The sequence below is a fragment of the Cellulosimicrobium sp. SL-1 genome, assembly GCF_011033075.1.
Taxonomy (GTDB): Bacteria; Actinomycetota; Actinomycetes; order Actinomycetales; family Cellulomonadaceae; genus Cellulosimicrobium; species Cellulosimicrobium funkei.
This window is the reverse complement of sequence record NZ_JAACJC010000001.1, coordinates 116,808-139,693: the sequence shown is the minus strand read 5'-3', so window position 1 is coordinate 139,693 and position 22,886 is coordinate 116,808. Positions and strand designations below refer to the sequence as shown.

The following is a 22,886-nucleotide window of genomic DNA, read 5'->3' as shown; positions in this document are numbered from 1 at the left end:
TCCCCGGCCGGTGAGCCGACGCCCGCGCGTCGGCTCGCCGGTCGGTGGCATGCTCGGGCGGTGACCGTTCTCATCGACCCGCCCGCGTGGCCCGCGCACGGGACGCTGTTCAGCCATCTCGTGTCCGACGCGTCGCTCGCGGAGCTGCACGCGTTCGCGGCGTCGATCGGCGTGAGCCCGCGGGCGTTCGACCTCGACCACTACGACGTCGCCGCCGAGCGGTACGACGTCGCGGTCGCCGCGGGCGCGGTGCCCGTCGGGGGGCGCGAGCTCGCCCGGCGCCTCGGCGCCTCCGGCCTGCGCGTGCCCGGCCGGGCGCGGCGCGCGGCGAAGGCCGACGCGCTCCTCGCACGCTGGGACGCGCTCCTCCCGGGCGCGCGCGACGTCGGCGTCGAGCTCGTCGAGCGCTGGCACGAGCCGCACCGCGTCTACCACGGGCCCGAGCACCTGGTGCACGCCCTCGACTCCCTCGCGCTCCTCGAGGGACGCCCGCCCGGCGTGCCCGACGCCGCCCGGCCCCCAGGCCGCGCAGGTGCCGCCGCGTCGCCGGGCGGCGCCTCGGGCGGCGCGGTGTCGGACGGCGCGGCGTCGGTCACGGGCTCGATGCCTGCGGTGACGCAGCTCGCGCTGTGGTTCCACGACGCCGTGCACGACGGCGAGGCGGGCCGCGACGAGGAGCGGTCGGCCGAGCTCGCAGACGCCCGGCTGGCGGGCCACCTCGGCGCCCACGAGGTCGAGGAGGTCGTGCGGCTCGTGCTCGTGACGACCGACCACGCCCCGGCGCCGGGCGACGGGCCCGGAGCGCTCGTCTCGGACGCCGACCTCGCCGTCCTCGGGTCCGCGCCGGACCGGTACGCGCGCTACGCCCGGCAGGTGCGCGCCGAGTACGCCCACGTGCCCGACGACGCCTTCCGCACCGGGCGGGCGGCCGTCCTGCGCGCGCTGCTCGGGGGCGGCACGCTGTTCCGCACCCCGCAGGCCGCCGCGCTCTGGGAGGACCGCGCCCGAGCCAACCTCACCGCCGAGCTCACGACCCTCACCTCCCCCACCTGACCCTCTCTCCCTCCCCTCCCCCCCCTCCCCACCCCCACCCGCCGAACAGGCGGTCTTGGTCCGTCCCGGACGGCGGACGGACCAGGACCACCTGCTCGGCCGGCCAGGAGCGCCTGGTCGACGCGGCGGCGAGGTTAGGGTCGGGGCGTGACCGACGAACCGGCGTCGCCGCCCGCCACTACGGCGTCAGCAGCAGGCCCGACAGCGCCGTCGTCCGACAGGGCCTCGTCGGGGCGTCCGCGCCGGTCCCGACGGCGGCGCCTGACCCTCGGGACGGCCGCCGGGCTCGTGGTGCTCGTGCTGGCGCCGTTCGTCGTGGTGCAGGCCGTGGGGCGCTCGCACGTCGCCGACCCCGCGCACGTGCCGCCGAGCGACGCGATCGTCGTCCCGGGGGCGGGGCTGCGGCCGGACGGGACTCCGTCTACGTACCTGCGCCGTCGGCTCGACGCGGCGGCCGAGCTCTACGACCGGGGCGTCGCGCCCGTCGTGCTCGTGAGCGGCGACGCGCACGACGACTACGACGAGCCCGGCTCGATGCGCGCATGGCTGCTGGGCCGCGGCGTGCCCGACGACGCGATCCTGCTCGACCGCGAGGGCTTCGACACCCACGCGACGTGCACGCGCGCGGCGTCGGAGTTCGGCGTCGGCACGGCGGTGGTCGTCACGCAGGGGTACCACCTGCCGCGCACGCTGTTCTCGTGCCGCGTCGCAGGTCTCGACGCCGTGGGGGTCGGCGTCAGCGCGGCGAGCGTGGAGCCGTGGAAGGCCGTGCTCTACCGCGCCCGCGAGGTTCCCGCGGCGACGAAGGCCGTGCTCGACGCCGTGCTCCGCTGAGCGGGGCTCCGTCAGGGCAGCCGCAGGCGGCGCATGACGTCGAGCGCCGACGTGAGGACCTTGCTCGGCAGCTCCCCGCCGAGCTGGTAGAGCGTGTCGAGCGTGAGGCCCTGGTTCGCGCCGCGCTGCACGGAGATCGTCTGCGCCTCGGTGAGCGCCTCGATGCCCTCGCGCCCGTGGCGGCGCCCGAGGCCCGACGCCTTGAACCCGCCCATCGGTGCCCCGACGGAGCCCCACGTCGCGGAGTAGCCGTCGTTGACGTTGACCGTCCCGGCCTCGACGCGCGCCGCGATCCGACGGCCCCGGGCGGCGTCGCGCGTCCACACGCTCGCGTTGAGCCCGTACTCGGTGTCGTTCATGACCTCGACGGCCTCGTCGTCGCTCGCGACCCGGCGCACGGAGACGACCGGGCCGAACGTCTCCTCGCGCGCGCACGCCGCGTCGTCGGGCACGTCGTCGAGGACGGTGGGCGCGTAGAACCACGGCCCGATGTCCGCGCGGTGCACGCCGCCCGCGAGGACGCGCGCGCCGCGCGCGATGGCGTCCTCGACGTGGGCGACCACGCGGTCGAGCTGCGCCTGCGACGTGAGCGACCCCATGTCGGCCGAGTAGTCGAGCCCGGCGCCGAGACGCATCTCACGCACGAGGGGCACGAACTCGTCGAGGAACGCGTCCGCCACGTCCTCGTGCAGCACGAGCCGCTCGATCGACACGCAGAGCTGGCCGGAGTTGGAGAAGCACGCGCGCACGGCGCCACGCGCGGCGGCGCGCACGTCGGCGTCGGCCGCGACGTAGAGCGGGTTCTTGCCGCCCAGCTCGAGCGTCGCGCCGATGAGGCGCTCCCCCGCGCGCGCCGCGACCTTGCGGCCGGTGGCCGTCGAGCCCGTGAACGCGATGTGGTCCACGTGGTCGGTCACCGCAGCGCCGACGTCGCCCCCGCCCGCGACGACGAGGAACAGGTCGGCGGGCAGCCCCGCCTCCTCGAGCAGCTCCGCGCCCCACAGCGCGGTGAGCGTCGTCTGCGGGTCCGGCTTGAGCACGACGGCGTTCCCCGCCACGAGCGCGGGCACGGCCTCGGCGAACGCGAGCGTCAGCGGGTAGTTCCACGGCGCGATGACGCCGACGACGCCCACGGGACGGCGGTGCACGCGCGTGCCGGTGAGCACGGGCAGCATCCCCGGCGCCCGCCGGTCGGCGAGGTAGCGCGGGCCGCGCTGGGCGTAGTGGCGCGTGAGGATCGCGACGTCCGCGACCTCCTCGAACGCGCTGCGCCGCGACTTGCCGGACTCCATCTGGATGAGGTCGAGGCCGTCGGACTGGCGCGCGAGCACGAGCTCGCCGAAGCGCCGCAGCACCGCCGCGCGCTCGCGCACGGAGCGGGCGGCCCAGGCCGGCTGCGCGGCCCGCGCGCGTGCCACGGCACGGGCGACGTCCGCGACGGACGAGACGGGGACCGCGGCGAGCGGGGCTCCCGTGGAGGGCAGGACGGAGCGGTGCATGCCCGCCTCGTTGCTCGTGACGACGCGCTGCGCGAGGGGGGCCACGACCTCCGGCTCGAGGACGTAGGTCGCGGCCGGGTTCTCGGGGTCGATCAGGCCGTCCAGCGCGGCGCCGTCGCCGCGCCCGGAGCCGGGTGTGCCGGATGAGCTCGTCATGGGGACAGGCTACGTCGTGGCGCTGACAGCGCGTCGACGGGCTGCTCCCACGTGGTGAGCACGGGCCGGAACCCCTGCCGCGCCCAGAAGGGCGCGGACAGCGGGTTGAGCACGCCGTGGTGCAGCACGACGACGGCGCCCGGCCCGGCCTGCTCGTGCACGCGCGCGAGCGCCGCGTCGACGAGCGCCCCGCCGACCCCGGTACCGCGCGCGCTGCCCGTCACGTGCAGCAGGACGAGGTAGGCGACCGGCCCCGCCATGACCGTCCCGGCCACGGCCCCGGAGCGCTCCGGCGGCTCGACCGCGACGACGCCCACGACCTCGCCCGCCCGCTCCCCCGGCGCCTGGCGGCGCGCCACGAGGACCGTGGTGCGCGGGTTCTCGACGGCGGCGGCGACCTGGGCGGCGAGGTGCTCGGCCGCGAACGGCCGGACGCGGGCCGCGCCCACGAGCTCGTCGTACGCGAGCTCGGCGCGCTGGTGCTCGACGACGGCGGCCACGTCGTCCGGGCCGGCGTCGGTCAGCACGAGCCCGGGGAGGTCGGTGCGGGTCCGGGCCGACGGGACGCCGCGGCGCGCGGCGAGGTGCACCGTCGGGCGCAGGCCGCTCGCCGCGAGGGCACCCACGGCCTCGACGTCGCGGCTCGGCCACAGGAGCGCCAGGCCGTGGTCGCGGGGTGCGGGGCCCCGCTCGGGCAGCCCGTCGCCCGGCGGTGCGCTGCCCGGGTCGCGCCCGACGCGCGCCGTCCAGGCCGCGACGAGCGCGCGGACCGCGCCGCCCACGTCCGGTCCCGCCGCGCGCGCCCGCAGCCGGTGCTCGCGCAGCGCGCGAAACCCCGCCGCCGCGGAGCCGGGTCCGACGTCCCCCACCCCGAGGAGCCCCGCGGCCCGGGAACCGTCCGGGAGCCGCACGGCGAGGAGACGCTCGTCGTCCGCGGTGGCACCGAGAGCGGGGACCGCGACGAGCGGGTCGAGCACCGCGACGCGCGCGCGGTGCTCGGTCTCGAGGGCGGCGAGGTCGTCGTCGTCCGGCCGCCACGCGGCGGGGGTCATCGTCCGGCGTCGCGGGCGTCCGGGGCTCCGAGCGGGCGGCCGAGCACGACGCACTCCTGGTCCGCGTACCCCAGGCGCTCGTAGAAGCCGCGCACCGCGTCGTTCGTCGCGCGCACCATGAGGCGCACGGCCCGCGCGCCCTGCGCGGCGAGCCACGCCTCCGCCGCGACGACCGTCGCACGGCCCGCGCCGCGCCCCTGGACGCGCGGGTCGACCGCTACGTAATAGAGCCAGCCACGGTGCCCGTCCACGCCGGCCATCGCCGTCGCGACGATCTCCCCCGCCGCGACCCCGGGCGCCTCGGGAGCACCGTCCGGGGCCACCGTGGGCAGGTCGCGCGTCGCACGGCCCACGAGCACCGTCGAGGTCTCCCCCAGGCGGGCGTCGGCGAGGTCGCGGTACGGGTCGTTCCAGGGCCGGGTGAGCCCGCACTCCCGCCACAGCGCGACGACCGCCTCGACATCGACGTCCTCGACCTCCGTGAAGACCAGGTCGGTGGAGTCCTCCGACGAGGCCGCGTCCGCGACGTCCGCCTCCGGGCGGGCCGCGCCCGCGGCGGGCACGGAGCCGTTGCCGCCCGGCGCGCCGTCGCCGGCGTGCGTCAGGCGCGGACCGTCGGCGATGCGTCCGGCCACGGCGGGCTCAGCGAGGCTGGTACGGGGAGACGACGACCTCGACGCGCTGGAACTCCTTGAGGTCCGAGTAGCCGGTCGTCGCCATGGCCCGGCGGAGCGCCCCGACGAGGTTGAGCGTGCCGTCCGCCTGGCGGCCCGGCCCGAAGAGGATCTCCTCGAGCGTGCCGGCCGTGCCGACGCGCACGCGCTCGCCGCGCGGGAGCTGGGCGTGGTGGGCCTCCGAGCCCCAGTGCCAGCCCTTGCCCGGCGCCTCCTCGGCCCGCGCGAGCGCCGCGCCGAGCATCACCGCGTCGGCGCCGCACGCGACCGCCTTGACGAGGTCGCCCGAGCGGCCGACGCCGCCGTCCGCGATGACGTGCACGTAGCGGCCGCCCGACTCGTCGAGGTAGTCGCGGCGGGCCGCCGCGACGTCCGCGACCGCGGTCGCCATGGGCGCGTGGATGCCGAGCGAGACCCGCGTGGTGTGGGCGGCGCCGCCGCCGAAGCCGACGAGGACGCCCGCGGCGCCCGTGCGCATGAGATGTAGCGCCGCGGTGTACGTGGACGCGCCACCCACGACGACCGGGACGTCGAGCTCGTAGATGAAGCGCTTGAGGTTGAGCGGCTCGGCGACGCCGGACACGTGCTCGGCGGAGACCGTCGTGCCGCGGATGACGAACAGGTCGACGCCCGCGTCGACCACCGTCTGGTAGTGCTCCTGGGTGCGCTGCGGCGACAGGGCCGCGGCGACGGTGACGCCCGCCGCGCGGATCTCCTTGAGGCGCTGCGTGATGAGGTCGGCCTTGATGGGCTCGGCGTAGATCTCCTGCATGCGGCGCGTCGCCTCGAGCGGCTCGAGCCCGGCGATCTCCTCGAGGAGCGCGGTCGGGTCGTCGTAGCGCGTCCACAGGCCCTCGAGGTCGAGGACACCGAGGCCGCCGTGGTTGCCGAGCGCGACGGCGGTGGCCGGGCTCATGACCGAGTCCATGGGCGCCGCGAGGATCGGCAGGTCGAAGTGGTAGGCGTCGATCTGCCAGCCGACCGACACCTCCTCCGGGTCGCGCGTGCGCCGCGAGGGCACGACGGCGACGTCGTCGAAGGAGAACGCGCGCCGACCGCGCTTGCCACGTCCGATCTCGATCTCGTTGCTCACCGGGTCAGCCTACCGGCGGGCCGTGCCCGCCACCTGCACCGACCACCGTGTGGGTGGGCGCTGGCAGGGTGACGCTCGTCGCCGGGACGTCCGGCGACGACGGGAGCGCCGGGCGCCCCGGGCCCCGACCGGACGGCAGAGGTGGACCATGACGACGACGCCCTGGACGGCGGGACCGCTGCTCGGTCTCGACACCGAGACCACGGGCCTCGACGTCGACGTCGACCGCGTCGTCACCGCCGCGCTCGTGCTCCGCGAGCCGGGCGCCACGCACGTGCGCACGTGGCTCCTCGACCCGGGCGTCGAGATCCCGGCGGAGGCCACGGGGATCCACGGCATCACGACCGCGCACGCCGCGGCGCACGGGTCGGCCCCCGCCGTCGCGCTCGACGAGATCGCGACGCTCGTCGTCGACGCCCAGCGCGACGGCGTCCCCCTCGTCGCCTACAACGCCGCGTTCGACCTCGCGATCCTCGACACCGAGCTCGCGCGGCACGGGCTGCCGACGCTCGCCGCCCGCCTGGGGCGGCCCGTGCGGCCGGTGCTCGACCCGCTCGTGCTCGACCGGGCGTGGGACCCGGCCCGCGAGGGCAAGCGCCGGCTCGTCGACCTGTGCGCGCGCTACGAGGTGCTCGACGTCGGGCCCCTGCACACGGCGGACGGGGACGTGCTCGCGACGCTCGACCTCCTCGACGCGCTCGCCCGCGCGTACCCGGACCTGGCCGGGCTCGGCCCGGTCGCGCTGCACGACCTGCAGGTCGTCGCGCACCGGCAGTGGGTCGACGCCCTGGACCCGGACCGCGACCAGCCCTACGTCGGCGCCGGCGCCGACGGCCGCTGGCCGGGCTGACCCGGGCAGACGCCCGCGTCGCCACCTGCGGGCATATCTCATGATGCGGGTGAAGGTCGTGTGAGGGAGGCATGATGGCGGACCGCACGCGAACCTTTGCCGCGTCGATATCTCATCCATGAGTTATCGTCGCTCTCATGACAGCGATCGACGACGCACCTCTCACGCAGGTCGGCGCGCTCATCCGCGGCGCCCGCCAGAACCGGGGTCTCACCCAGACGCAGCTCGCGGAGCGGCTCGGCACGAGCCAGAGCGCCGTGCACCGCATCGAGCAGGGCTCGCAGAACCTCAGCCTGGAGATGCTCAACCGCATCGGCCTCGCGCTCGACTCCGAGATCATCAGCCTCGGCGGCCCCAAGCACGCGCACCTGCGCGTCCAGGGCGGCCAGACCCTCTCCGGCCGCATCGAGGTGAACTCCTCCAAGAACGGCGCGGTCGCGCTGCTGTGCGCCTCGCTCCTCAACCGCGGTCGCACCACCCTGCGCGGCGTGGCCCGCATCGTCGAGGTCGACCGGATCGTCGACGTGCTGCGCTCCATCGGCGTGCGGGCGACCTGGACGACGGGCGGCCGGGACCTCGAGATCGTCGTGCCGGAGCGCCTCGACCTCGCCGCGATCGACGTCGACGCCGCGCGCCGCACGCGCTCCATCATCATGTTCCTCGGGCCGCTGCTCGGGCTGCGGGACACGTTCGAGCTCCCGTACGCGGGCGGCTGCGACCTCGGGACCCGCACCGTCGAGCCGCACATGATCGCCCTGCGGCCCTTCGGCCTGGCCGTCACCGCGACGGGCGGGAACTACCACGCGACCGTCGCCCCGGCGTCGGGCACGGACCTGTCGGTCGTGCTCACCGAGCGCGGCGACACCGTCACCGAGAACGCGCTCATGGCCGCGGCCCGCCGCGAGGGCGTGACGACGATCCGCAACGCCAGCTCGAACTACATGGTGCAGGACCTGTGCTTCTACCTCGAGCTGCTCGGCGTGCAGGTCGAGGGGATCGGCACGACGACCCTGCGCGTGCACGGCCGCACCGACATCGACGTGGACGTGGAGTACGCCGTCTCGGAGGACCCGGTCGAGGCGATGAGCCTGCTCACGGCGGGCATCGTCACGGGCTCGGAGATCACCGTGGCCCGCGTCCCGATCGAGTTCATGGAGATCGAGCTCGCGACGCTCGCCGAGATGGGGCTGCGGTACACGCTGAGCGCCGAGTACGTGGCGCGCAACGGCCGCACGCGCCTGGTCGACGTCACGGTGCACCCCAGCGAGCTGCACGCGCCGATCGACAAGATCCACCCCATGCCGTTCCCCGGCCTCAACATCGACAACCTGCCGTTCTTCGCGGTCATCGCCGCGAACGCGCAGGGCACGACGCTCATCCACGACTGGGTCTACGAGGGGCGCGCAATCCACCTCACCGACCTCACGCGGCTCGGCGCCGACGTGCGGCTCCTGGACGCCCACCGGCTCCAGGTGACGGGCCCCACGCGCTGGTCGGGCGCCGAGGTGAGCTGCCCGCCCGCCCTGCGCCCCGCCGTCGTCATCCTGCTCGCGATGCTCGCCGCGAAGGGCACCTCCGTCCTGCGCGGCGTCGACATCATCGCGCGCGGCTACGAGGGCCTCACCGAGCGCCTGCGCGAGCTCGGCGCGAACATCGAGACGTTCCGGGACTGACCCCTCGCCACGCTCGGCGCCCGCGGGCCCTCGAGCCCTCGGTGCCCACGACGCCGGCACGACCACGACGGGCCGCCCTCCTGCGGGAGGGCGGCCCGTCGTCGTCACTTCGGGTAGACGGCGTCGACCTCCACCTCGACGAGCCAGCCGTCGACCGGCAGGTTCTCGATCTCGAGCGCGAAGCGCGACGGCCGGGCCGCGTTGACCACCATGGGCGCCGTCCGGGCCGAGCCGAGCTGGACCTCGAGCGTCGCGCCGGTCGCGAGGTTCGTGTTCGCGAAGAACTGGCGGTAGGCGCGGTTCCAGCCGGCGAAGTCCATCTTCTCCTGGCCCGCGGGATTCTGGAGGAACACCCGCATGGAGACGACGTCGTCGTAGGAGAGCCCGGCCCGCTCGAGGTTCTCGCCGATCCGCATGAGGACGTTGATGCCCTGCGCCTCCGTGATCGTCACGCCGGCCGGCAGGACGCCGCCGGGGAAGACGTCGGTCGGGACGTAGCGCTGCTCGGCCGTCGCGCCGGGCGTCGTGTTCATCGCGGCGGGACCGAGGCCGGACGACTTGTACCAGGAGACGTTCTTCCCGATCGCGACGCCGTCGGCGATGGACGGGGTGTCGCCGGTGACGAAGGAGTGGGCCTCGGTCGGCCTCGGCTCGAAGAGCTTCCCGGCGGCGACGGCGGTGCCGGGGACGGAGACGGCGGCGGTGAGGGCGACGGCGACGACGACCTTGGTGCGGTTCTTCATGCATGCCTCCCAGGGGGACGACGGGCGCCACCCTGGCGCCCGGGCTCCGGCCGGTCGCGAGGACCGCCGGGGCCGCGACGCTAGCCAGCCTCCGTTTCCGCGCCGTGACCGCCACGTGTCGGGTCGTCGCCGGTGCCACCGCGCGCCCGGACGCCGCGGCGCGCCGTCCCGCGGGCGCCGCCGAGGGCCGCGACACGAGACGTTTACGAGAGCCGCGAACCGTTGACCGACGCGAAACGCGCCGGACCCGTGCTCGCGACGACACGTCCCTAGCGTCGGGCCCGGTGCTGACGGCGGCACCCGGCATCGTGGGCCGGGCTCGCCGCCCGTCAGGCCGTGGACGAGAGGGCTCCAGCCACATGGTCACTGACGAGAAGACGACCGGCGTCTCGCGCCGCAACTTCCTCCAGGCCGTCGGGGTCGGCTCCAGCGCCGGCGTCATGTTCGCGACGATGGGCGCGGTCGGCCTCGCCCCGACGGCCGCCGCCCAGCCGCGGAACGAGTCGTGGACACCGCCGCGGGGCAGCGACTTCAGCCTCACGGGCCGCTCCGCGAAGAAGGTCGTCGTCGTCGGCGCCGGGCCGGCGGGCCTGGCCACGGCGTACGAGCTGCAGAAGGCCGGCTACCGCGTCACGGTCCTCGAGGCGCGGCACCGCGTCGGCGGCCGGACGCTGACGATACGCGGCGGCGACGCGGAGACCGATGTCAACGGCGTCACGCAGAAGGCGCAGTTCGCCGACGGCGTCTACATGAACGCGGGCGCGGGGCGCATCGCCCAGTGGATGGTCACCATGGACTACCTGCGCGAGCTCGGAGTCCCCTACGAGGTGTTCACGAACGCCAACGCGGACGCCTACCTCTACAACGAGCGCTCCGGCGCGACCCCCGGCAACCCGGTCCGATACCGCACCGCGAAGGCCGACGTGTTCGGCTATACGTCCGAGCTGCTCGGCTATGCGACCGACCAGGGTGCGCTCGACCAGAAGCTCACCGCCGCGGACAAGGAGAACCTGCGCGCGTTCCTCCGGTCGTGGGGGTCGCTCCAGGCCGACGGGAGCTACCGGGGCGGGAGCAACCGCGGGTACGCGGTCTACCCGTCCGCGTGGAACGAGCACGGCACGCCCCTGCCCGGCCCGGGCTCGGTGTCGGAGGTGCTCGCCTCGAAGGTCGGGCAGTACTTCCCGTTCGAGATCAACTGGGAGCAGTCGATGCTCATGTTCCAGCCCAAGGGCGGCATGGACACCACCTACGACTACTTCGTCAAGGCGATCGGCAAGCAGAACGTCCAGCTCAGCTCGCCCGTCACCGCGGTGAAGAACACGCCGCGCGGCGTCTCGGTCACGTACACCGCCCCCAACGGCAAGGCGCGGCAGATCGACGCCGACTTCGCCGTCGTCTCGGCGCCCGCGGGGCTCATGCGCCGCTGGGACACGAACTGGGGGCCCGACGTCGACGCCGCGCTCGGCGAGTTCGCCGTCGGGTCGCCCGCGGGCAAGATCGGGCTCCAGTACCGGTCGCGGTTCTGGGAGGACGACCACCGGATCTACGGCGGCATCACCGAGACCGACATGGACCTCGCCCACGTCTGGTACCCGTCCTACGGCTACGGGGAGCGCCGCGGGCTCGTCGTGGGCTACTACAACACCGGCGCGAACGCGCGCGCCTACGCGGACATGACGCCGCGGCAGCGGGAGATGCGCGCCGTCGAGCAGGGCGTGAAGATCCACGGCGAGAAGTACCGGACGGAGCTCGAGAGCTCGTTCTCCATCGCGTGGCACAAGGTGCCCTACATCGAGGGCGCCTGGGCCTACCCGAACACGCAGTCGTCGCGCTTCAAGCTCCTGCAGCAGGGCGCCGGGAACGTGTACTTCGCGGGCGACTGGATGTCCGAGATCTCGGCCTGGCAGCACGGCGCGTTCTGGGCCGCGCGCTACGCCGTCCAGGCGCTGCACGCGCGCGTCATGGCGTCGTGACCGCCGACCGCACGCAGCGCTGACGGGACGACGGCCCGGCGCCACCCGCGAGGGTGGTGCCGGGCCGTCGGTCGTGGTGCTGCGCGCTCAGAAGCCCGTGTAGTTGGGGGCCTCGACCGTCATCTGCACGTCGTGCGGGTGGCTCTCCTTGAGCGACGCCGACGTGATGCGGATGAAGCGCCCCTTCTCCTGGAGCTCGGGCACGGTGCGGGCGCCGACGTAGAACATCGTCTGGTGCAGGCCGCCGACGAGCTGGTGCGCGACGGTGCCGAGCGACCCCTTGTAGGGCACCTGGCCCTCGACGCCCTCGGGGACGATCATGTCGTCGCTCGTGACCTCGGCCTGGAAGTAGCGGTCCTTCGAGTACGACTTCTTGCCGCGCGAGGACATGGCGCCCATGGAGCCCATGCCGCGGTACGCCTTGTACTGCTTGCCCTTGACGAGGATCGTCTCGCCCGGGGACTCCTCGGTGCCCGCGAGCATCGAGCCGAGCATCACCGTCTCCGCGCCCGCGACGATCGCCTTCCCGATCTCGCCCGAGTGACGCATGCCGCCGTCGGCGATGACCGGGACCCCGGCCGGGCGCGCGGCGAGCGACGCCTCGTAGACCGCGGTCACCTGCGGGACGCCGACGCCCGTGACGATGCGCGTGGTGCAGATCGAGCCCGGTCCGACGCCGACCTTGACCGCGTCCGCGCCCGCGTCGACGAACGCCTGCGCGCCCTCGCGCGTCGCGACGTTGCCGCCGATCACCTGGACGTCGCGCGTCGCCGGGTCGGACTTGAGGCGCGCGACCATCTCGATGAGCATCCGGACGTTGCCGTGCGCCGTGTCCGCGACCAGCACGTCGACGCCCGCGTCGATGAGCGTCGTGGCGCGCTGCCACGCGTCGCCGAAGTAGCCGATCGCGGCGCCGACGAGCAGGCGACCCTGGCCGTCCTTCGACGCGTTGGGGAACTGCTCCGACTTGACGAAGTCCTTGACCGTGATGAGCCCGGTGAGGCGGCCGTCCGCGTCGACGAGCGGCAGGCGCTCGAGCTTGTGCTTGCGCAGGAGCGCGGTCGCCTCCTCGCGGGAGATGCCCGCCGGGCCCGTGATGAGCGGCTGGGGCGTCATGACCTCGTCGACCTTCGTCGTCGCCCACTCGGCGACGGGCGTGAAGCGCAGGTCGCGGTTGGTCACCATGCCGATGAGGCGGCGCTCGGCGTCGAGCACCGGGAAGCCGGAGATGCGGTACTCGCCCGCGGTCTTGTCGAGCTCCTCGAGCGTCGCGTCGGGCCCGATGGTCACCGGGTTGTCGATGATGCCCGTCTGCGTGCGCTTCACCAGGTCGACCTGGAGCGCCTGGTCCTCGATCGAGAGGTTGCGGTGCAGCACGCCGATGCCGCCCTGGCGCGCCATCGCGATGGCCATGCGCGACTCGGTCACGGTGTCCATGGCCGCCGAGACGAGCGGCACGCGGATCGAGATCTCGCGCGTCAGGCGCGTCGTGGTGTCGATGTCCGACGGCGCCAGGTCCGAGTAGCCGGGCTGCAGCAGGACGTCGTCGTAGGTGAGACCCAGGAATCCGAAGGGGTCACGGTCGGGGACGGCGGCGGGGACGGGCGAGGCGGTCACACCAGGATTCTACGCCGGGGGCCCTCGCCGTATTCCCGCCCGGTCCCCGCCCGCCCGGGGCCCGGGAGGCACGGACGGGCGGGAGGCACGTGGGCGGGCAGGCGCGCGCCGCACCCGGCCGGGCGGCCCCGCGGACGGCTCAGCGCACGACGGCGAGGAGCTCGTGCAGGAGGCCCGTGAAGCTGCGCACCCGGTGGACGGTCGCGGCGAGCGGGAGCTCCTCCGCGGCCTGGTCGCTCGGGAGCCCGACGAAGAACGGCAGGCTCGGGTTCGCGTCGTGCGCGGCGTGCACGATGCCCAGGTCGGGACGCGCCTGCGTGGTCACCATCGCCACCGCGGACGGCCGCACCATCGTCACGATCTCCAGCGTGCGGTGCACGTTCGCGGGCCCGGTGACGATCCGCGCCATCGCGCCGTGCGAGGCGAGCGACGCGGCGAGCGCGTGCGCGGCCAGCGGGAGCGGCTCGTCGGGCGCCGCGAACACGAGGACGATCCGCCGCATGCGGCTCGGGTGGTTCCGGGGCGGCCCCCCGGCGGCCACGATCGCGTCCTCGCTCGCCTGCGTGTACTCGCGCAGCGCGACGAGCGTCGCGTTGGCGAGCACGACCTCGGGCACCTCGCCCGGGCCGGCGAGCACGGTGCGCTCGGCCAGGCGCTCGAGCGCGGGCTCGACGAGGTCGGACCACCACGCGGCCGGGTCGCCGCCCGTCGGGATGCGTAGCAGCCGGTCGCACGCGCGCTGGTCGTAGGCGATCGCCGCGTCGACGACGTCGGAGACGCGCGTGGGCCGCGGTCCCTCACGGACGCCGACCGGACGGGGACCGGCGGCCCGTGCGGGCTCGCCCCCCGGGACGGCGCGCAGGAACGGGCGCGACGGCGGCGGCTCGGGCGCCTCGTCGTCGGCCTCGGGCTCGTCGGCGTCGAGGTCGCCCGCGCCGTCGGCGCCGCGGTCGTCGAAGGAGATCGCCCCACGGTTCGCGGCGAGCTCCTCCTCGTCGGCGGCGAGCGCGGCGCGGGCCGCGTCGGCGGGCGCGACGCCGTCGAGCGTGAGGCGGCGCATCACGACGAGGCGAGCGACGTCGTCGTCGGTGTAGCGCCGGTGGGAGCCGGCCCGGTGCTGCGAGGGGCCGAGGCCGTAGCGACGGTCCCAGGTGCGCAGGGTCGCGGGCGCGACGCCGAGCCGGCGCGCGACGGCGGCGACGGCGAGGCCGGGGGACGAGGTCATGCTCGGTCGGGCTCCCTCGGGGTCGGGGGCGGACCGGACTGAGGTCATGGATCGATTCTGCCGAGCGGGCACCCGTCTCGCCACCTCGTAGAGGTCACAGTCGTGCACCCTTCGCGCCAGACCCGTGCCGTATTTGTTCGCTGCACGCGCAAACGCGCCGGGCGCCGCCGATCGCGTCAGCGCGGCAGGACCAGCCGACGCGGTTGAGCAGACCCGCACCGCTCCACGAGCGGTTCAACCTGCTCGTTCACTTTTTCCTCACAGGGGACTTGAACAACCCTTGCAACGCTTGTAGGTTGTTCGGCATGGCAGAGATCTCGAGGCTCCCCGGGCCCGTCATGGAGCTGTGGGAATGGCAGTACCAGGGTTCGTGCCGCGACGCGGACGACACGTTGTTCTTCCACCCCGAGGGTGAACGCGGCTCGACGCGACGACGGCGAGCGGAGGCCGCGAAGGCGATCTGCCACTCGTGCCCCGTGATGATGCAGTGCCGCGAGCAGTCGCTCCGCGTGCGTGAGCCGTACGGGGTGTGGGGCGGCCTGAGCGAGGACGAGCGCGCCGCCATCCTCGCGGGCGGCGCCCGCCGCACCGGCTGACGCACCCCTCCCCGGGCACCGTCCTCGGTGCCTCCGCGCCACCAGCAGACCTGCACGGCCCCGGTCCGACGTCGTACCGGGCGCACGTGCGCACGACCCGTGGGACCACCGGTGGGGCGACCGGCCACGGAACGCAGCAGGGCCCCGCGACCGACGGTCGCGGGGCCCTGCTGCTGAACCGGGTCGGCGTCAGCCGACCACCACGGCGAGGATGTCGCGCGCGGACAGGACGAGGTAGTCCTCGCCGCCGTACTTGACCTCGGTGCCGCCGTACTTGCTGTAGATGACCTTGTCGCCGACGGTCACGTCGAGCGGGACGCGGTTGCCGTTGTCGTCGACACGGCCCGGACCGACGGCCAGGACCTCGCCCTCCTGGGGCTTCTCCTTGGCGGTGTCCGGGATGACCAGGCCGGATGCGGTCGTGGTCTCGGCCTCGAGGGCCTTCACGACGATCCGGTCCTCGAGCGGCTTGATGGGGACCGACACGTCGGACCTCCCCTTTCGCGGTGAGAACTGCAACGGATGGGTCGAGCGCACCGGCTGGCCGTCGTCGCGGGTGCCGGACAGCCTGGTCGCACGTGGTGCCGCCTCCGCGAGCGGTGGCGGCACGTCTCAAATCTAGGTCCCGGTTAGCACTCGGTCAAGGCGAGTGCCAACGTCCGCCCTGCGGACGATCCGGGCTCCGGCTGCGCGTGGTCCCCGGCCCCCGTGGAAGGATCGACGCCATGGACGCCGCCACGCTCACCAAGCTGCTCAGCCCCGAGGGCTGGGCCCTGCTCGGCGCGCTCCCGCCGTACGACGAGCAGCAGGCGCTCGTGCTCTCGGCAGGGCTGCGCGCGAAGGGCGTCGACCCGGACCTGGCCGCCGCGGCCCTCACCCAGTCCCGGCTGCGCGCCGCGGCGCACGGCAAGCTCGGCGCGTTCGCCGACGGCATGCTCTTCACGCAGGCGGGGCTGGAGCAGGCGAGCCGGCTCGTCGTCGCGGGCCTGCACGCCCGGCGGTACCAGGAGGCGGGGATCCGGCGCGTCGCGGACCTCACGAGCGGGATCGGCGTCGACGCGCTCGCGTTCGCCGCCGCGGAGCTCGAGGTGCTCGCGACCGACGTCGACGAGCTCACCGCGGCGATCGCGACCGTCAACCTGCGCCACTTCCCCGAGGCCGAGGTGCGCCACGGCGACGGGCTCGCGCTCGACCTGGAGGGCGAGCGGATCGAGGGCGTGTACGCCGACCCGGCGCGCCGCACGCGCGCCGGCACGCGCGTGTTCGACCCGAAGGCCTACGCCCCGCCGCTCGACGCGGTGTGGGCGCTGCGCGAGCGCGTGCCCGCGGTCGGGATCAAGGTCGGCCCGGGCATCCCCCACGCCGGACTGCCCGAGGACGCCGAGACCGAGTGGGTGTCCGTCGACGGGGACGTCGTGGAGGCCGGGCTCTGGTTCGGCCCGCTCGCCCCCGAGGGCCCGGGCCGCTCGGCGCTCGTCCTGTCGTCGTGGACCGGGCCCGACGGGACCGCGCGCACCACGACGCGCCGGATCGCCCACCGCCCGGGCGACGCGGACGTGGTGCCCGAGGTGGGCGCCGTCGGGCAGTACCTCTACGAGCCCGACGGCGCCGTGATCCGCGCGGGGCTCGTCGCCCACGCGGCGCGCGGGCTGGGCGGTCGCCTGCTCGACCGGACCATCGCGTACGTGACCACCGACTCCCCCGCGCCGCTCGACGCGACGGGGCTCGCGGACGGGCTCGCGCGCGGCTACCGCGTGCTCGACACCATGCCGTTCGGCCTCAAGCGGCTGCGCTCCTACCTGCGCGAGCGCGGCGTGGGTCGTCTGACGATCAAGAAGCGGGGCACCGCCGTCACGCCGGAGCAGCTCCGCCGGCAGCTCGCCCTCACGGGCGACGCGACCGCCACGATCCTCCTCACGCGCGTCGGCGGCTCCCAGCAGGTGCTCGTCGTCGAGCCGCTCTCCGCTCCCCCGGCCGGCGCCGGGCAGGACGGGCTCCGGTGAGCGCCCTCCCGCGCCGCACGGCGATCCCCTTCGCCCGCTCGGAGCGCTCGACCGTCGGGCTCGAGTGGGAGCTCGCGCTCGTCGACGCCGACTCGGGCGACCTGCGGCAGGTCGCGCAGACCGTGCTCGACGCCGTGCGCCCGGCCGACGGCGGGCCGCACCCGTCGATCAAGCAGGAGCTCCTGCTCAACACCGTCGAGGTCGTGAGCGGCGTGTGCCGCACGGTGGGCGAGGCCGGCCGCGACCTGCAGCGCTCGGTCGAGGAGCTGCGCGCCGTGACGGACCCGCTGCGCGTCGAGCTCATGAGCGCGGGCACGCACCCGTTCGCGCGCTGGGCGCAGCAGAAGGTCACCGACAAGCAGCGCTACACCACGCTCATCGACCGCACCCAGTGGTGGGGGCGGCAGATGCTCATCTACGGCGTGCACGTGCACGTCGGCATCGAGGACCGCGCCAAGGTGCTGCCGATCCAGCGCGCGATGCTCACGACGTTCGCCCACCTCCAGTCGCTCTCGGCGAGCTCGCCGTTCTGGGGCGGCAAGGACACCGGCTACGCGTCGAACCGCGCGCTCATGTTCCAGCAGCTGCCGACCGCGGGCCTGCCGTTCCAGTTCGGGACGTGGGAGGAGCTCGAGGGCTACGTCGCCGACATGCTGCACACCGGCGTCATCGACGCGTTCGACGAGGTCCGGTGGGACCTGCGGCCCGCGCCGCAGTTCGGCACGCTCGAGACGCGCATCTGCGACGGCGTCACGAACATCTCCGAGCTCCTGGCGCTGGCCGCCCTCACGCACTGCCTCGTCGAGCACTTCTCGACGATGCTCGACGAGGGGCGCGAGCTGCCGAGCATCCCACCGTGGTACGCGCAGGAGAACAAGTGGCGCTCGGCGCGCTACGGCATGGACGCGATCATCATCCTCGACCGCGAGGGCAACGAGGAGCTCGTGACCGACGCCGTGGGGCGGCTGCTCGTCGAGCTCGAGCCCGTCGCGGCGCGCCTCGGCTGCCTCGACGAGCTCGACGGCGTGCGCACCATCGTGCGGCGCGGCGCGTCCTACCAGCGGCAGCGCGCGGTGGCGCGGCGCCACGGGGGCGAGCTGGACGCCGTCGTGCGCTCGCTCGTCGCCGAGATGCGGGCCGGCCGGCCCCTGTGACCCGGCCGGGCCGTCACACGTGCGTGACGGTGAGCGGCATCGACGAGTCGACGCCGATGTCCAGGCTCGACGGCGCGACGCCCGCCCGCACGACGGCCGAGCCGAGCGCGGCGATCATCGCCCCGTTGTCGGTGCAGTAGCGGATCGGCGGGATGCGCAGCTCGATGCCCGCCTCCGCGCAGCGCTCCGCGGCCATGTCGCGCAGCTGGGAGTTCGCGCTGAACCCGCCGCCGACGACGAGCGTCGAGACGCCGTGCCGCTCGCACGCGGCGATGGTCTTGGCGGTGAGCACGTCGGCGACGGACTCCGCGAAGGAGGCGGCGACGTCGTGCACGGGGATCTCCTCCCCCGCGTCCTGGCGGGCCTCGACCCAGCGCGCGACGGCCGTCTTGAGGCCCGAGAACGAGAAGTCGTACGCGTGCTTCTCCTGGTCCTTGCGCGCGGTGAGGCCCCGCGGGAACCGGATCGCCGTGGGGTCGCCCTCGCGCGCGAGGCGGTCGATGTGCGGGCCGCCGGGGTACGGCAGGCCGAGCAGGCGCCCGACCTTGTCGAACGCCTCGCCCGCGGCGTCGTCGAGCGTCGAGCCGAGCTCGGTGACGGCCGTCGCGACGTCGTCCACGAGCAGGAGCGAGCTGTGCCCGCCGGACACGACGAGCGCCATGACGCGCTCGGGGAACGCGCCGTGCACGAGCTCGTCGACGGCCGCGTGGCCGATGACGTGGTTCACGCCGTAGAGCGGCTTGCCGAGCGCGAGCGCGAGGGCCTTCGCGGCCGAGGCGCCGATGGTCAGCGGGCCGACGAGGCCCGGCCCGGCGGTGACGGCGATCGCGTCGACCTCGGAGAGGTCGACGTCGGCCGTGCCGAGCGTGCGCTCGAGCGTGGGGATCATCGCCTCGAGGTGGGCGCGCGACGCGACCTCGGGGATGATCCCGCCGTAGCGCGCGTGCTCGTCCATGGAGCTCGCGACCGTGTCGACGAGCAGCTCGCGACCGCGGACGAGCGCCACGCCCGTCTCGTCGCAGGACGTCTCGATGCCGAGCACCAGGGGCTCGCCGGAGCTCGCGGGAGCAGTGGGGACCATGGCGTCCAGGGTAGTCGCGCGCGGGGGCCGGACCGTCCGTGTCGCGCACGTCACACCGTCTGCTCGGAAGATGATCAAGGGTTCAACTGTTTGTGCCAGTCATGAGCACCGACACCCTCATCGAGTCCTCTGCCGCGCCGAGCGAGCAGGCCGACCAGCTCGCGATCGACGCGCAGGCCGCGGACCGCCTGTTCCGCGCGGCGCACACCACGCACGCGTTCTCGGACGAGCCCGTCACGGACGCGCAGATCCAGGCCGCCTGGGACCTCGTCCGCTGGGCGCCCACCGCGATGAACACCCTCCCGCTGCGGCTGCTCGTCGTGCGCACGCCCGAGGCGAAGCAGCGCCTCGGCGCGCACATGGCGGACTTCAACCGCGACAAGACGCTCGCCGCGCCGGTGACGATCGTCGCCGCCGCCGACCCGTCGTTCCACCAGCACCTCGGCACGCTCGCGCCGTTCCGCGAGGGCATCGCCGAGCAGCTCGACCCGCAGGCCGACTTGCGCGAGGGCATGGCCCGCACCAACGCCCTCATCCAGATCGGCTACCTCATCGTCGGGCTGCGCGCCGCCGGCCTGTCCGTCGGCCCCATGACGGGCTTCGACGCCGCCGGGATCGACGCCGAGTTCTTCGGCGAGTCGGGCTGGCGCACGCTCGTCGCGATCAACGTGGGCTACCCGGCCGACGAGGGCGCGCACTTCCCGCGCCAGGCGCGCCTCGACTTCCACCAGGTCGCCGAGGTCCTCTGAGCCCGTCCCGCACCGTCCGAGCCGAGGCGGCACCCCACCGGGGTGCCGCCTCGTCGCGTCCGGGGGCTGCGCGCGCTCCGCGGTGCGGGAGGCGCGGCGTGCGTCAGGTCGCGACGGGGCGGTCGGGGTCGTTCGACCACTGCGACCACGACCCCGCGTAGAGCGCCGCGTCGACGCCGAGCGTCGCGAGCGCGGCGACCTCGTGCGCGGCGGTGACGCCCGAGCCGCAGTACACCCCGACGGGGCGCGACGCCTGCCCCTCCCCGGCGGCGCCCTCGGTCGTGCTCCCGGGCTGCGCGGCCACCCCGAGCGCGACGAAGCGCGCGCGGAGCGCGTCCGGGTCGAGGAACGTCCCGCCGGCGGCGAGGTTGCCCGTCGTCGGGGCGCTCACCGCGCCCGGGACGTGACCGGCCCGCGGGTCGACGGGCTCGACCTCCCCGCGGTACCGCTCGCCCGCGCGCGCGTCGAGCAGCACGCCCGACGCCGCGAGCCGGGCCGCGCCGTCGGCGTCGAGCACCGGCATCCCGCCCGGGGAGACGACGACGTCGCCCGGCTCGGGCCGCACGTCCCCCTCCTCGGTCGGGTACCCCGCCGCGCGCCACGCGGGCAGGCCGCCGTCGAGGAGGCGGACGTCGTCGTGGCCCGCCCACCGCAGCAGCCACCAGGCGCGCGCGGCCGACGTGCCGCCCACGGCGTCGTACACGACGACGCCCCGGTCGGCGCGGACGCCCCAGCGCCGGGCAGCCGCCTGGAGGTCGCCCGGCTCCGGCAGCGGGTGGCGGCCGGCGGCGGGCGACGGCGGCGCCGCGAGCTCGGTCTCCAGGTCCACGTACACCGCGCCCGGCACGTGCGCGGCGCGGTGCTGCTCGCGCCCGTCGGTGACGCCCAGCGCCCACCGCACGTCGAGCACGACGGGCGGGCGGTCGCCCGCGAGCGCCGCGGCGAGGCCGGGCGCGTCGACGAGCACGCGGTCGCGCCGCGCGAGGTCGCCCGTCACGCGACCACGTCGGCGGACGCCGTCCCGTAGTCCGGCTCGTCGCGCGGCGGCGGAGGACCCAGCTCGAGCCGCATCGTGTACGCGTCCACGTCCTCGGGCTGGTAGTACCGCTTGCGGATGCCGAGCTGCTCGAACCCGTGCTTCGCGTAGAGGGCGAGCGCCGGGTCGTTGTCGACGCGCACCTCGAGCAGCACGGCGCTCGCCCCGAGCTCGCGCGACCGCTCGACCAGCGCCTCCAGGAGCACCGAGCCCACGCCCTGGTGCTGGAACGCCGGGTCGACGCCGATGGTCATGACCTGGGTGACGTCGCCGTCGAACCACAGGCCCGCGTACCCGACGAGCGGCTGGGGCCCCGCGGCGTAGAGCCGCACGGGCTCGGCGGCGACGTACCACCGCCCGAACCCCGCGAGCTCGTCGGCGAGCATCCCGTAGGTCCACGCGCCGCGCCCGAACAGCTCGCGCTCGAGCTCGACGACGCGGTCGAGGTCCGCGGCCTTGAGGGGCCGCAGCCGGATCTCGTACGACCGCGTGCTCATCGCGACCGCTCCGGCGACGCGTCGCTCACGCGCTTGCGCGCCGCGGCCTCCTGGACGTCGGGGCGGCGCAGGTACAGCGGCTCGGTCGGCTGCTCGAGCCCGGCCGCCCGGCGCGCGATCGCCAGGCGCGCGAGCACGGCGGCGTCGGGGACCTGCGGCGCGTCCTGCGCGACGTCGAGCGCGTCGGGGTACAGCTCGGCGCCCTCCCCGACCACGACGGCGCCCGCGGCGTGCGTCGCGACGTCGGCGGCGGGGCCGACGTCGGGCCCCGCGACGGTCTCGAGCACGGGGACGGCGTGCGGCCCCTCGTGCGCGACGACGCGGTACCGCGCCCAGTAGACCTCGCGACGGCGGGCGTCGGTCGCGACGAGGAGCTCGTCGTCGGGCGCGAGGCCGAGGTCGCTCACGGCCTGCGCGGCGACGGCGTCGAGGCTCGGGACGCCCAGCACGGGGACGCCGAGCGCGAAGCCCAGGGCCCGGGCGGTGACGAGCCCGACCCGCAGGCCGGTGAACGGCGCCGGGCCCGTCCCGACGGCGACCGCCGTGAGGTCGCGGCGGTCGACGCCGGCCTCGGCGAGCGCCGCCTCGACGAGCGGGGCGAGCGCCTCGGCGTGCCGGCGACGCTCGGGCGCGTCGCGGCGGGCGAGACGAGCGCCGTCGTCGGAGACGACGGCGACGGTGACGGAGGCGGAGGTGTCGAGCGCGAGAACAGCCACGGCTCCAGCCTACGGCCGGGAACGGGGCCGTCCTCGTCGCCGGGCGCTACCGGGTGAGTGCGGCGACGTCGAGACCGGCCCAGCGAGCCCCCACGCCGCGCACGGTCACGCGCCGCTCCCCCGCCTCGGGGGCGTCGTCGTCCGAGCCCTGCTCCGCGCCGACCCCGCCGCGCGGGCGCTCGAGCACGATCTCCAGGCGGTCGCCCGCGAGCGCCTCGACGAGGCCGCTGCCCCACTCGACGACCGTCACCGACTCGTCCAGGCTCGAGTCGAGGTCGAGCGCGTCGACCTCGTCGAGCGACCCGAGGCGGTACGCGTCCACGTGCACCAGGGCCGGTCCCCCGACGACGGACGGGTGCTCGCGCGCGACGATGAACGTCGGGGACGCGACCTGGCCGCGCACGCCGAGCCCCGCCCCGATCCCCTGCGTGAGCGTCGTCTTCCCCGCCCCGAGGTCGCCCGTGAGGATCACCAGGTCCCCCGCGCGCAGCACCGCGGCGAGGGCGCGGCCGAACGCGCGGGTCGCCTCGGCGTCGGGCAGCACGACGACGCCGCCCGGCGCGTCGTCGGACGCAGTCCCCCCGGCGGCGGGCGCCGGGGTCGAGTGGTTCG

General features: G+C 75.2%; 22 protein-coding genes. 9 read left to right on the top strand and 13 right to left on the bottom strand.

Going from position 1 to position 22,886, the window contains the following annotated elements:
* Positions 1-60: 60 nt before the first annotated feature.
* Positions 61-1,053, top strand: a complete 993-nt coding sequence (locus GWJ10_RS00685; RefSeq protein WP_163184478.1) for a DUF4031 domain-containing protein — start codon at positions 61-63, stop codon at positions 1,051-1,053.
* A gap of 147 nt (positions 1,054-1,200) precedes the next feature.
* On the top strand, positions 1,201-1,887 hold the full coding sequence (locus tag GWJ10_RS00680) for an ElyC/SanA/YdcF family protein (RefSeq protein ID WP_163184477.1): 687 nt from the start codon (positions 1,201-1,203) through the stop codon (positions 1,885-1,887).
* A gap of 11 nt (positions 1,888-1,898) precedes the next feature.
* Here the strand turns inward: GWJ10_RS00680 and GWJ10_RS00675 are convergent, their stop codons facing one another.
* The 4 genes from GWJ10_RS00675 to GWJ10_RS00660 are packed head-to-tail and all read right to left on the bottom strand — an operon-like array spanning position 1,899 to position 6,361.
* Positions 1,899-3,542: a succinic semialdehyde dehydrogenase gene (locus GWJ10_RS00675; RefSeq protein ID WP_083711830.1), complete on the bottom strand. Its 1,644-nt coding sequence runs from the start codon at positions 3,540-3,542 to the stop codon at positions 1,899-1,901.
* The gene (locus GWJ10_RS00670) at positions 3,539-4,594 is read right to left on the bottom strand and encodes a GNAT family N-acetyltransferase (RefSeq protein ID WP_163184476.1); all 1,056 of its coding nucleotides are present in this window, start codon (positions 4,592-4,594) and stop codon (positions 3,539-3,541) included. The genes GWJ10_RS00675 and GWJ10_RS00670 overlap by 4 nt, the downstream gene beginning before the upstream one ends.
* Positions 4,591-5,229: a GNAT family N-acetyltransferase gene (locus GWJ10_RS00665; RefSeq protein ID WP_346773807.1), complete on the bottom strand. Its 639-nt coding sequence runs from the start codon at positions 5,227-5,229 to the stop codon at positions 4,591-4,593. The genes GWJ10_RS00670 and GWJ10_RS00665 overlap by 4 nt, the downstream gene beginning before the upstream one ends.
* 7 nt (positions 5,230-5,236) lie before the next feature.
* The gene (locus GWJ10_RS00660) at positions 5,237-6,361 is read right to left on the bottom strand and encodes a GuaB3 family IMP dehydrogenase-related protein (RefSeq protein WP_034653983.1); all 1,125 of its coding nucleotides are present in this window, start codon (positions 6,359-6,361) and stop codon (positions 5,237-5,239) included.
* Positions 6,362-6,509: 148 nt separating this feature from the next.
* Between GWJ10_RS00660 and GWJ10_RS00655 the strand changes: the two genes are divergently transcribed.
* On the top strand, positions 6,510-7,211 hold the full coding sequence (locus GWJ10_RS00655; RefSeq protein ID WP_163184475.1) for an exonuclease domain-containing protein: 702 nt from the start codon (positions 6,510-6,512) through the stop codon (positions 7,209-7,211).
* A gap of 137 nt (positions 7,212-7,348) precedes the next feature.
* Positions 7,349-8,884 (top strand): UDP-N-acetylglucosamine 1-carboxyvinyltransferase, encoded by a 1,536-nt coding sequence (locus tag GWJ10_RS00650; protein WP_194522185.1) that lies wholly within the window; start codon positions 7,349-7,351, stop codon positions 8,882-8,884.
* 104 nt (positions 8,885-8,988) lie between these two features.
* Here GWJ10_RS00650 and GWJ10_RS00645 read toward each other — a convergent pair whose 3' ends face one another.
* Positions 8,989-9,627, bottom strand: coding sequence for a Rid family hydrolase (locus GWJ10_RS00645; RefSeq protein ID WP_061268649.1), 639 nt, complete (start codon positions 9,625-9,627; stop codon positions 8,989-8,991).
* A gap of 359 nt (positions 9,628-9,986) precedes the next feature.
* On the opposite strand from GWJ10_RS00645, the gene GWJ10_RS00640 reads away from it, so the two are divergent.
* Positions 9,987-11,600 (top strand): FAD-dependent oxidoreductase, encoded by a 1,614-nt coding sequence (locus GWJ10_RS00640; RefSeq protein WP_061268650.1) that lies wholly within the window; start codon positions 9,987-9,989, stop codon positions 11,598-11,600.
* 87 nt (positions 11,601-11,687) lie between these two features.
* On the opposite strand, the gene guaB is transcribed toward GWJ10_RS00640, so the two are convergent.
* Both guaB and GWJ10_RS00630 read right to left on the bottom strand, forming a co-directional pair.
* Complete coding sequence (gene guaB, locus GWJ10_RS00635) at positions 11,688-13,217, bottom strand: IMP dehydrogenase (protein WP_021479849.1); 1,530 nt, start codon at positions 13,215-13,217, stop codon at positions 11,688-11,690.
* Positions 13,218-13,356: 139 nt separating this feature from the next.
* Positions 13,357-14,490: a MerR family transcriptional regulator gene (locus GWJ10_RS00630; protein ID WP_061268651.1), complete on the bottom strand. Its 1,134-nt coding sequence runs from the start codon at positions 14,488-14,490 to the stop codon at positions 13,357-13,359.
* Between the two features lie 257 nt (positions 14,491-14,747).
* Between GWJ10_RS00630 and GWJ10_RS00625 the strand changes: the two genes are divergently transcribed.
* Complete coding sequence (locus GWJ10_RS00625; protein ID WP_031316449.1) at positions 14,748-15,038, top strand: WhiB family transcriptional regulator; 291 nt, start codon at positions 14,748-14,750, stop codon at positions 15,036-15,038.
* Positions 15,039-15,227: 189 nt separating this feature from the next.
* Here the strand turns inward: GWJ10_RS00625 and groES are convergent, their stop codons facing one another.
* Positions 15,228-15,524 (bottom strand): co-chaperone GroES, encoded by a 297-nt coding sequence (gene groES / locus GWJ10_RS00620; RefSeq protein ID WP_021482870.1) that lies wholly within the window; start codon positions 15,522-15,524, stop codon positions 15,228-15,230.
* Positions 15,525-15,763: 239 nt separating this feature from the next.
* Here groES and GWJ10_RS00615 point away from each other — a divergent pair, with 239 nt between their 5' ends.
* Both GWJ10_RS00615 and GWJ10_RS00610 read left to right on the top strand, forming a co-directional pair.
* A complete protein-coding gene (locus GWJ10_RS00615) occupies positions 15,764-17,041 on the top strand; it encodes an SAM-dependent methyltransferase (RefSeq protein WP_163184474.1) in 1,278 nt (425 codons plus the stop codon).
* Positions 17,038-18,195, top strand: coding sequence for a glutamate--cysteine ligase (locus GWJ10_RS00610; protein ID WP_021482303.1), 1,158 nt, complete (start codon positions 17,038-17,040; stop codon positions 18,193-18,195). Before GWJ10_RS00615 ends, GWJ10_RS00610 begins: the two co-directional genes overlap by 4 nt.
* A gap of 13 nt (positions 18,196-18,208) precedes the next feature.
* On the opposite strand, the gene tsaD is transcribed toward GWJ10_RS00610, so the two are convergent.
* Complete coding sequence (gene tsaD / locus GWJ10_RS00605) at positions 18,209-19,276, bottom strand: tRNA (adenosine(37)-N6)-threonylcarbamoyltransferase complex transferase subunit TsaD (RefSeq protein ID WP_076405092.1); 1,068 nt, start codon at positions 19,274-19,276, stop codon at positions 18,209-18,211.
* Positions 19,277-19,377: 101 nt separating this feature from the next.
* Here tsaD and GWJ10_RS00600 point away from each other — a divergent pair, with 101 nt between their 5' ends.
* The gene (locus tag GWJ10_RS00600) at positions 19,378-20,025 is read left to right on the top strand and encodes a malonic semialdehyde reductase (protein ID WP_021482305.1); all 648 of its coding nucleotides are present in this window, start codon (positions 19,378-19,380) and stop codon (positions 20,023-20,025) included.
* 103 nt (positions 20,026-20,128) lie between these two features.
* On the opposite strand, the gene GWJ10_RS00595 is transcribed toward GWJ10_RS00600, so the two are convergent.
* Genes GWJ10_RS00595 through tsaE form a run of 4 tightly spaced genes read right to left on the bottom strand, consistent with a single transcriptional unit; the run spans position 20,129 to position 22,818 of the window.
* The gene (locus GWJ10_RS00595) at positions 20,129-21,022 is read right to left on the bottom strand and encodes a sulfurtransferase (RefSeq protein WP_163184473.1); all 894 of its coding nucleotides are present in this window, start codon (positions 21,020-21,022) and stop codon (positions 20,129-20,131) included.
* Positions 21,019-21,558, bottom strand: a complete 540-nt coding sequence (gene rimI, locus GWJ10_RS00590; RefSeq protein WP_163184472.1) for a ribosomal protein S18-alanine N-acetyltransferase — start codon at positions 21,556-21,558, stop codon at positions 21,019-21,021. The genes GWJ10_RS00595 and rimI overlap by 4 nt, the downstream gene beginning before the upstream one ends.
* On the bottom strand, positions 21,555-22,274 hold the full coding sequence (gene tsaB / locus GWJ10_RS00585; RefSeq protein WP_043660420.1) for a tRNA (adenosine(37)-N6)-threonylcarbamoyltransferase complex dimerization subunit type 1 TsaB: 720 nt from the start codon (positions 22,272-22,274) through the stop codon (positions 21,555-21,557). Before tsaB ends, rimI begins: the two co-directional genes overlap by 4 nt.
* A 46-nt stretch (positions 22,275-22,320) precedes the next feature.
* Entirely contained in the window at positions 22,321-22,818 is a 498-nt protein-coding gene (gene tsaE / locus GWJ10_RS00580) for a tRNA (adenosine(37)-N6)-threonylcarbamoyltransferase complex ATPase subunit type 1 TsaE (RefSeq protein ID WP_163184819.1), read from the bottom strand.
* Positions 22,819-22,886 lie beyond the last annotated feature (68 nt).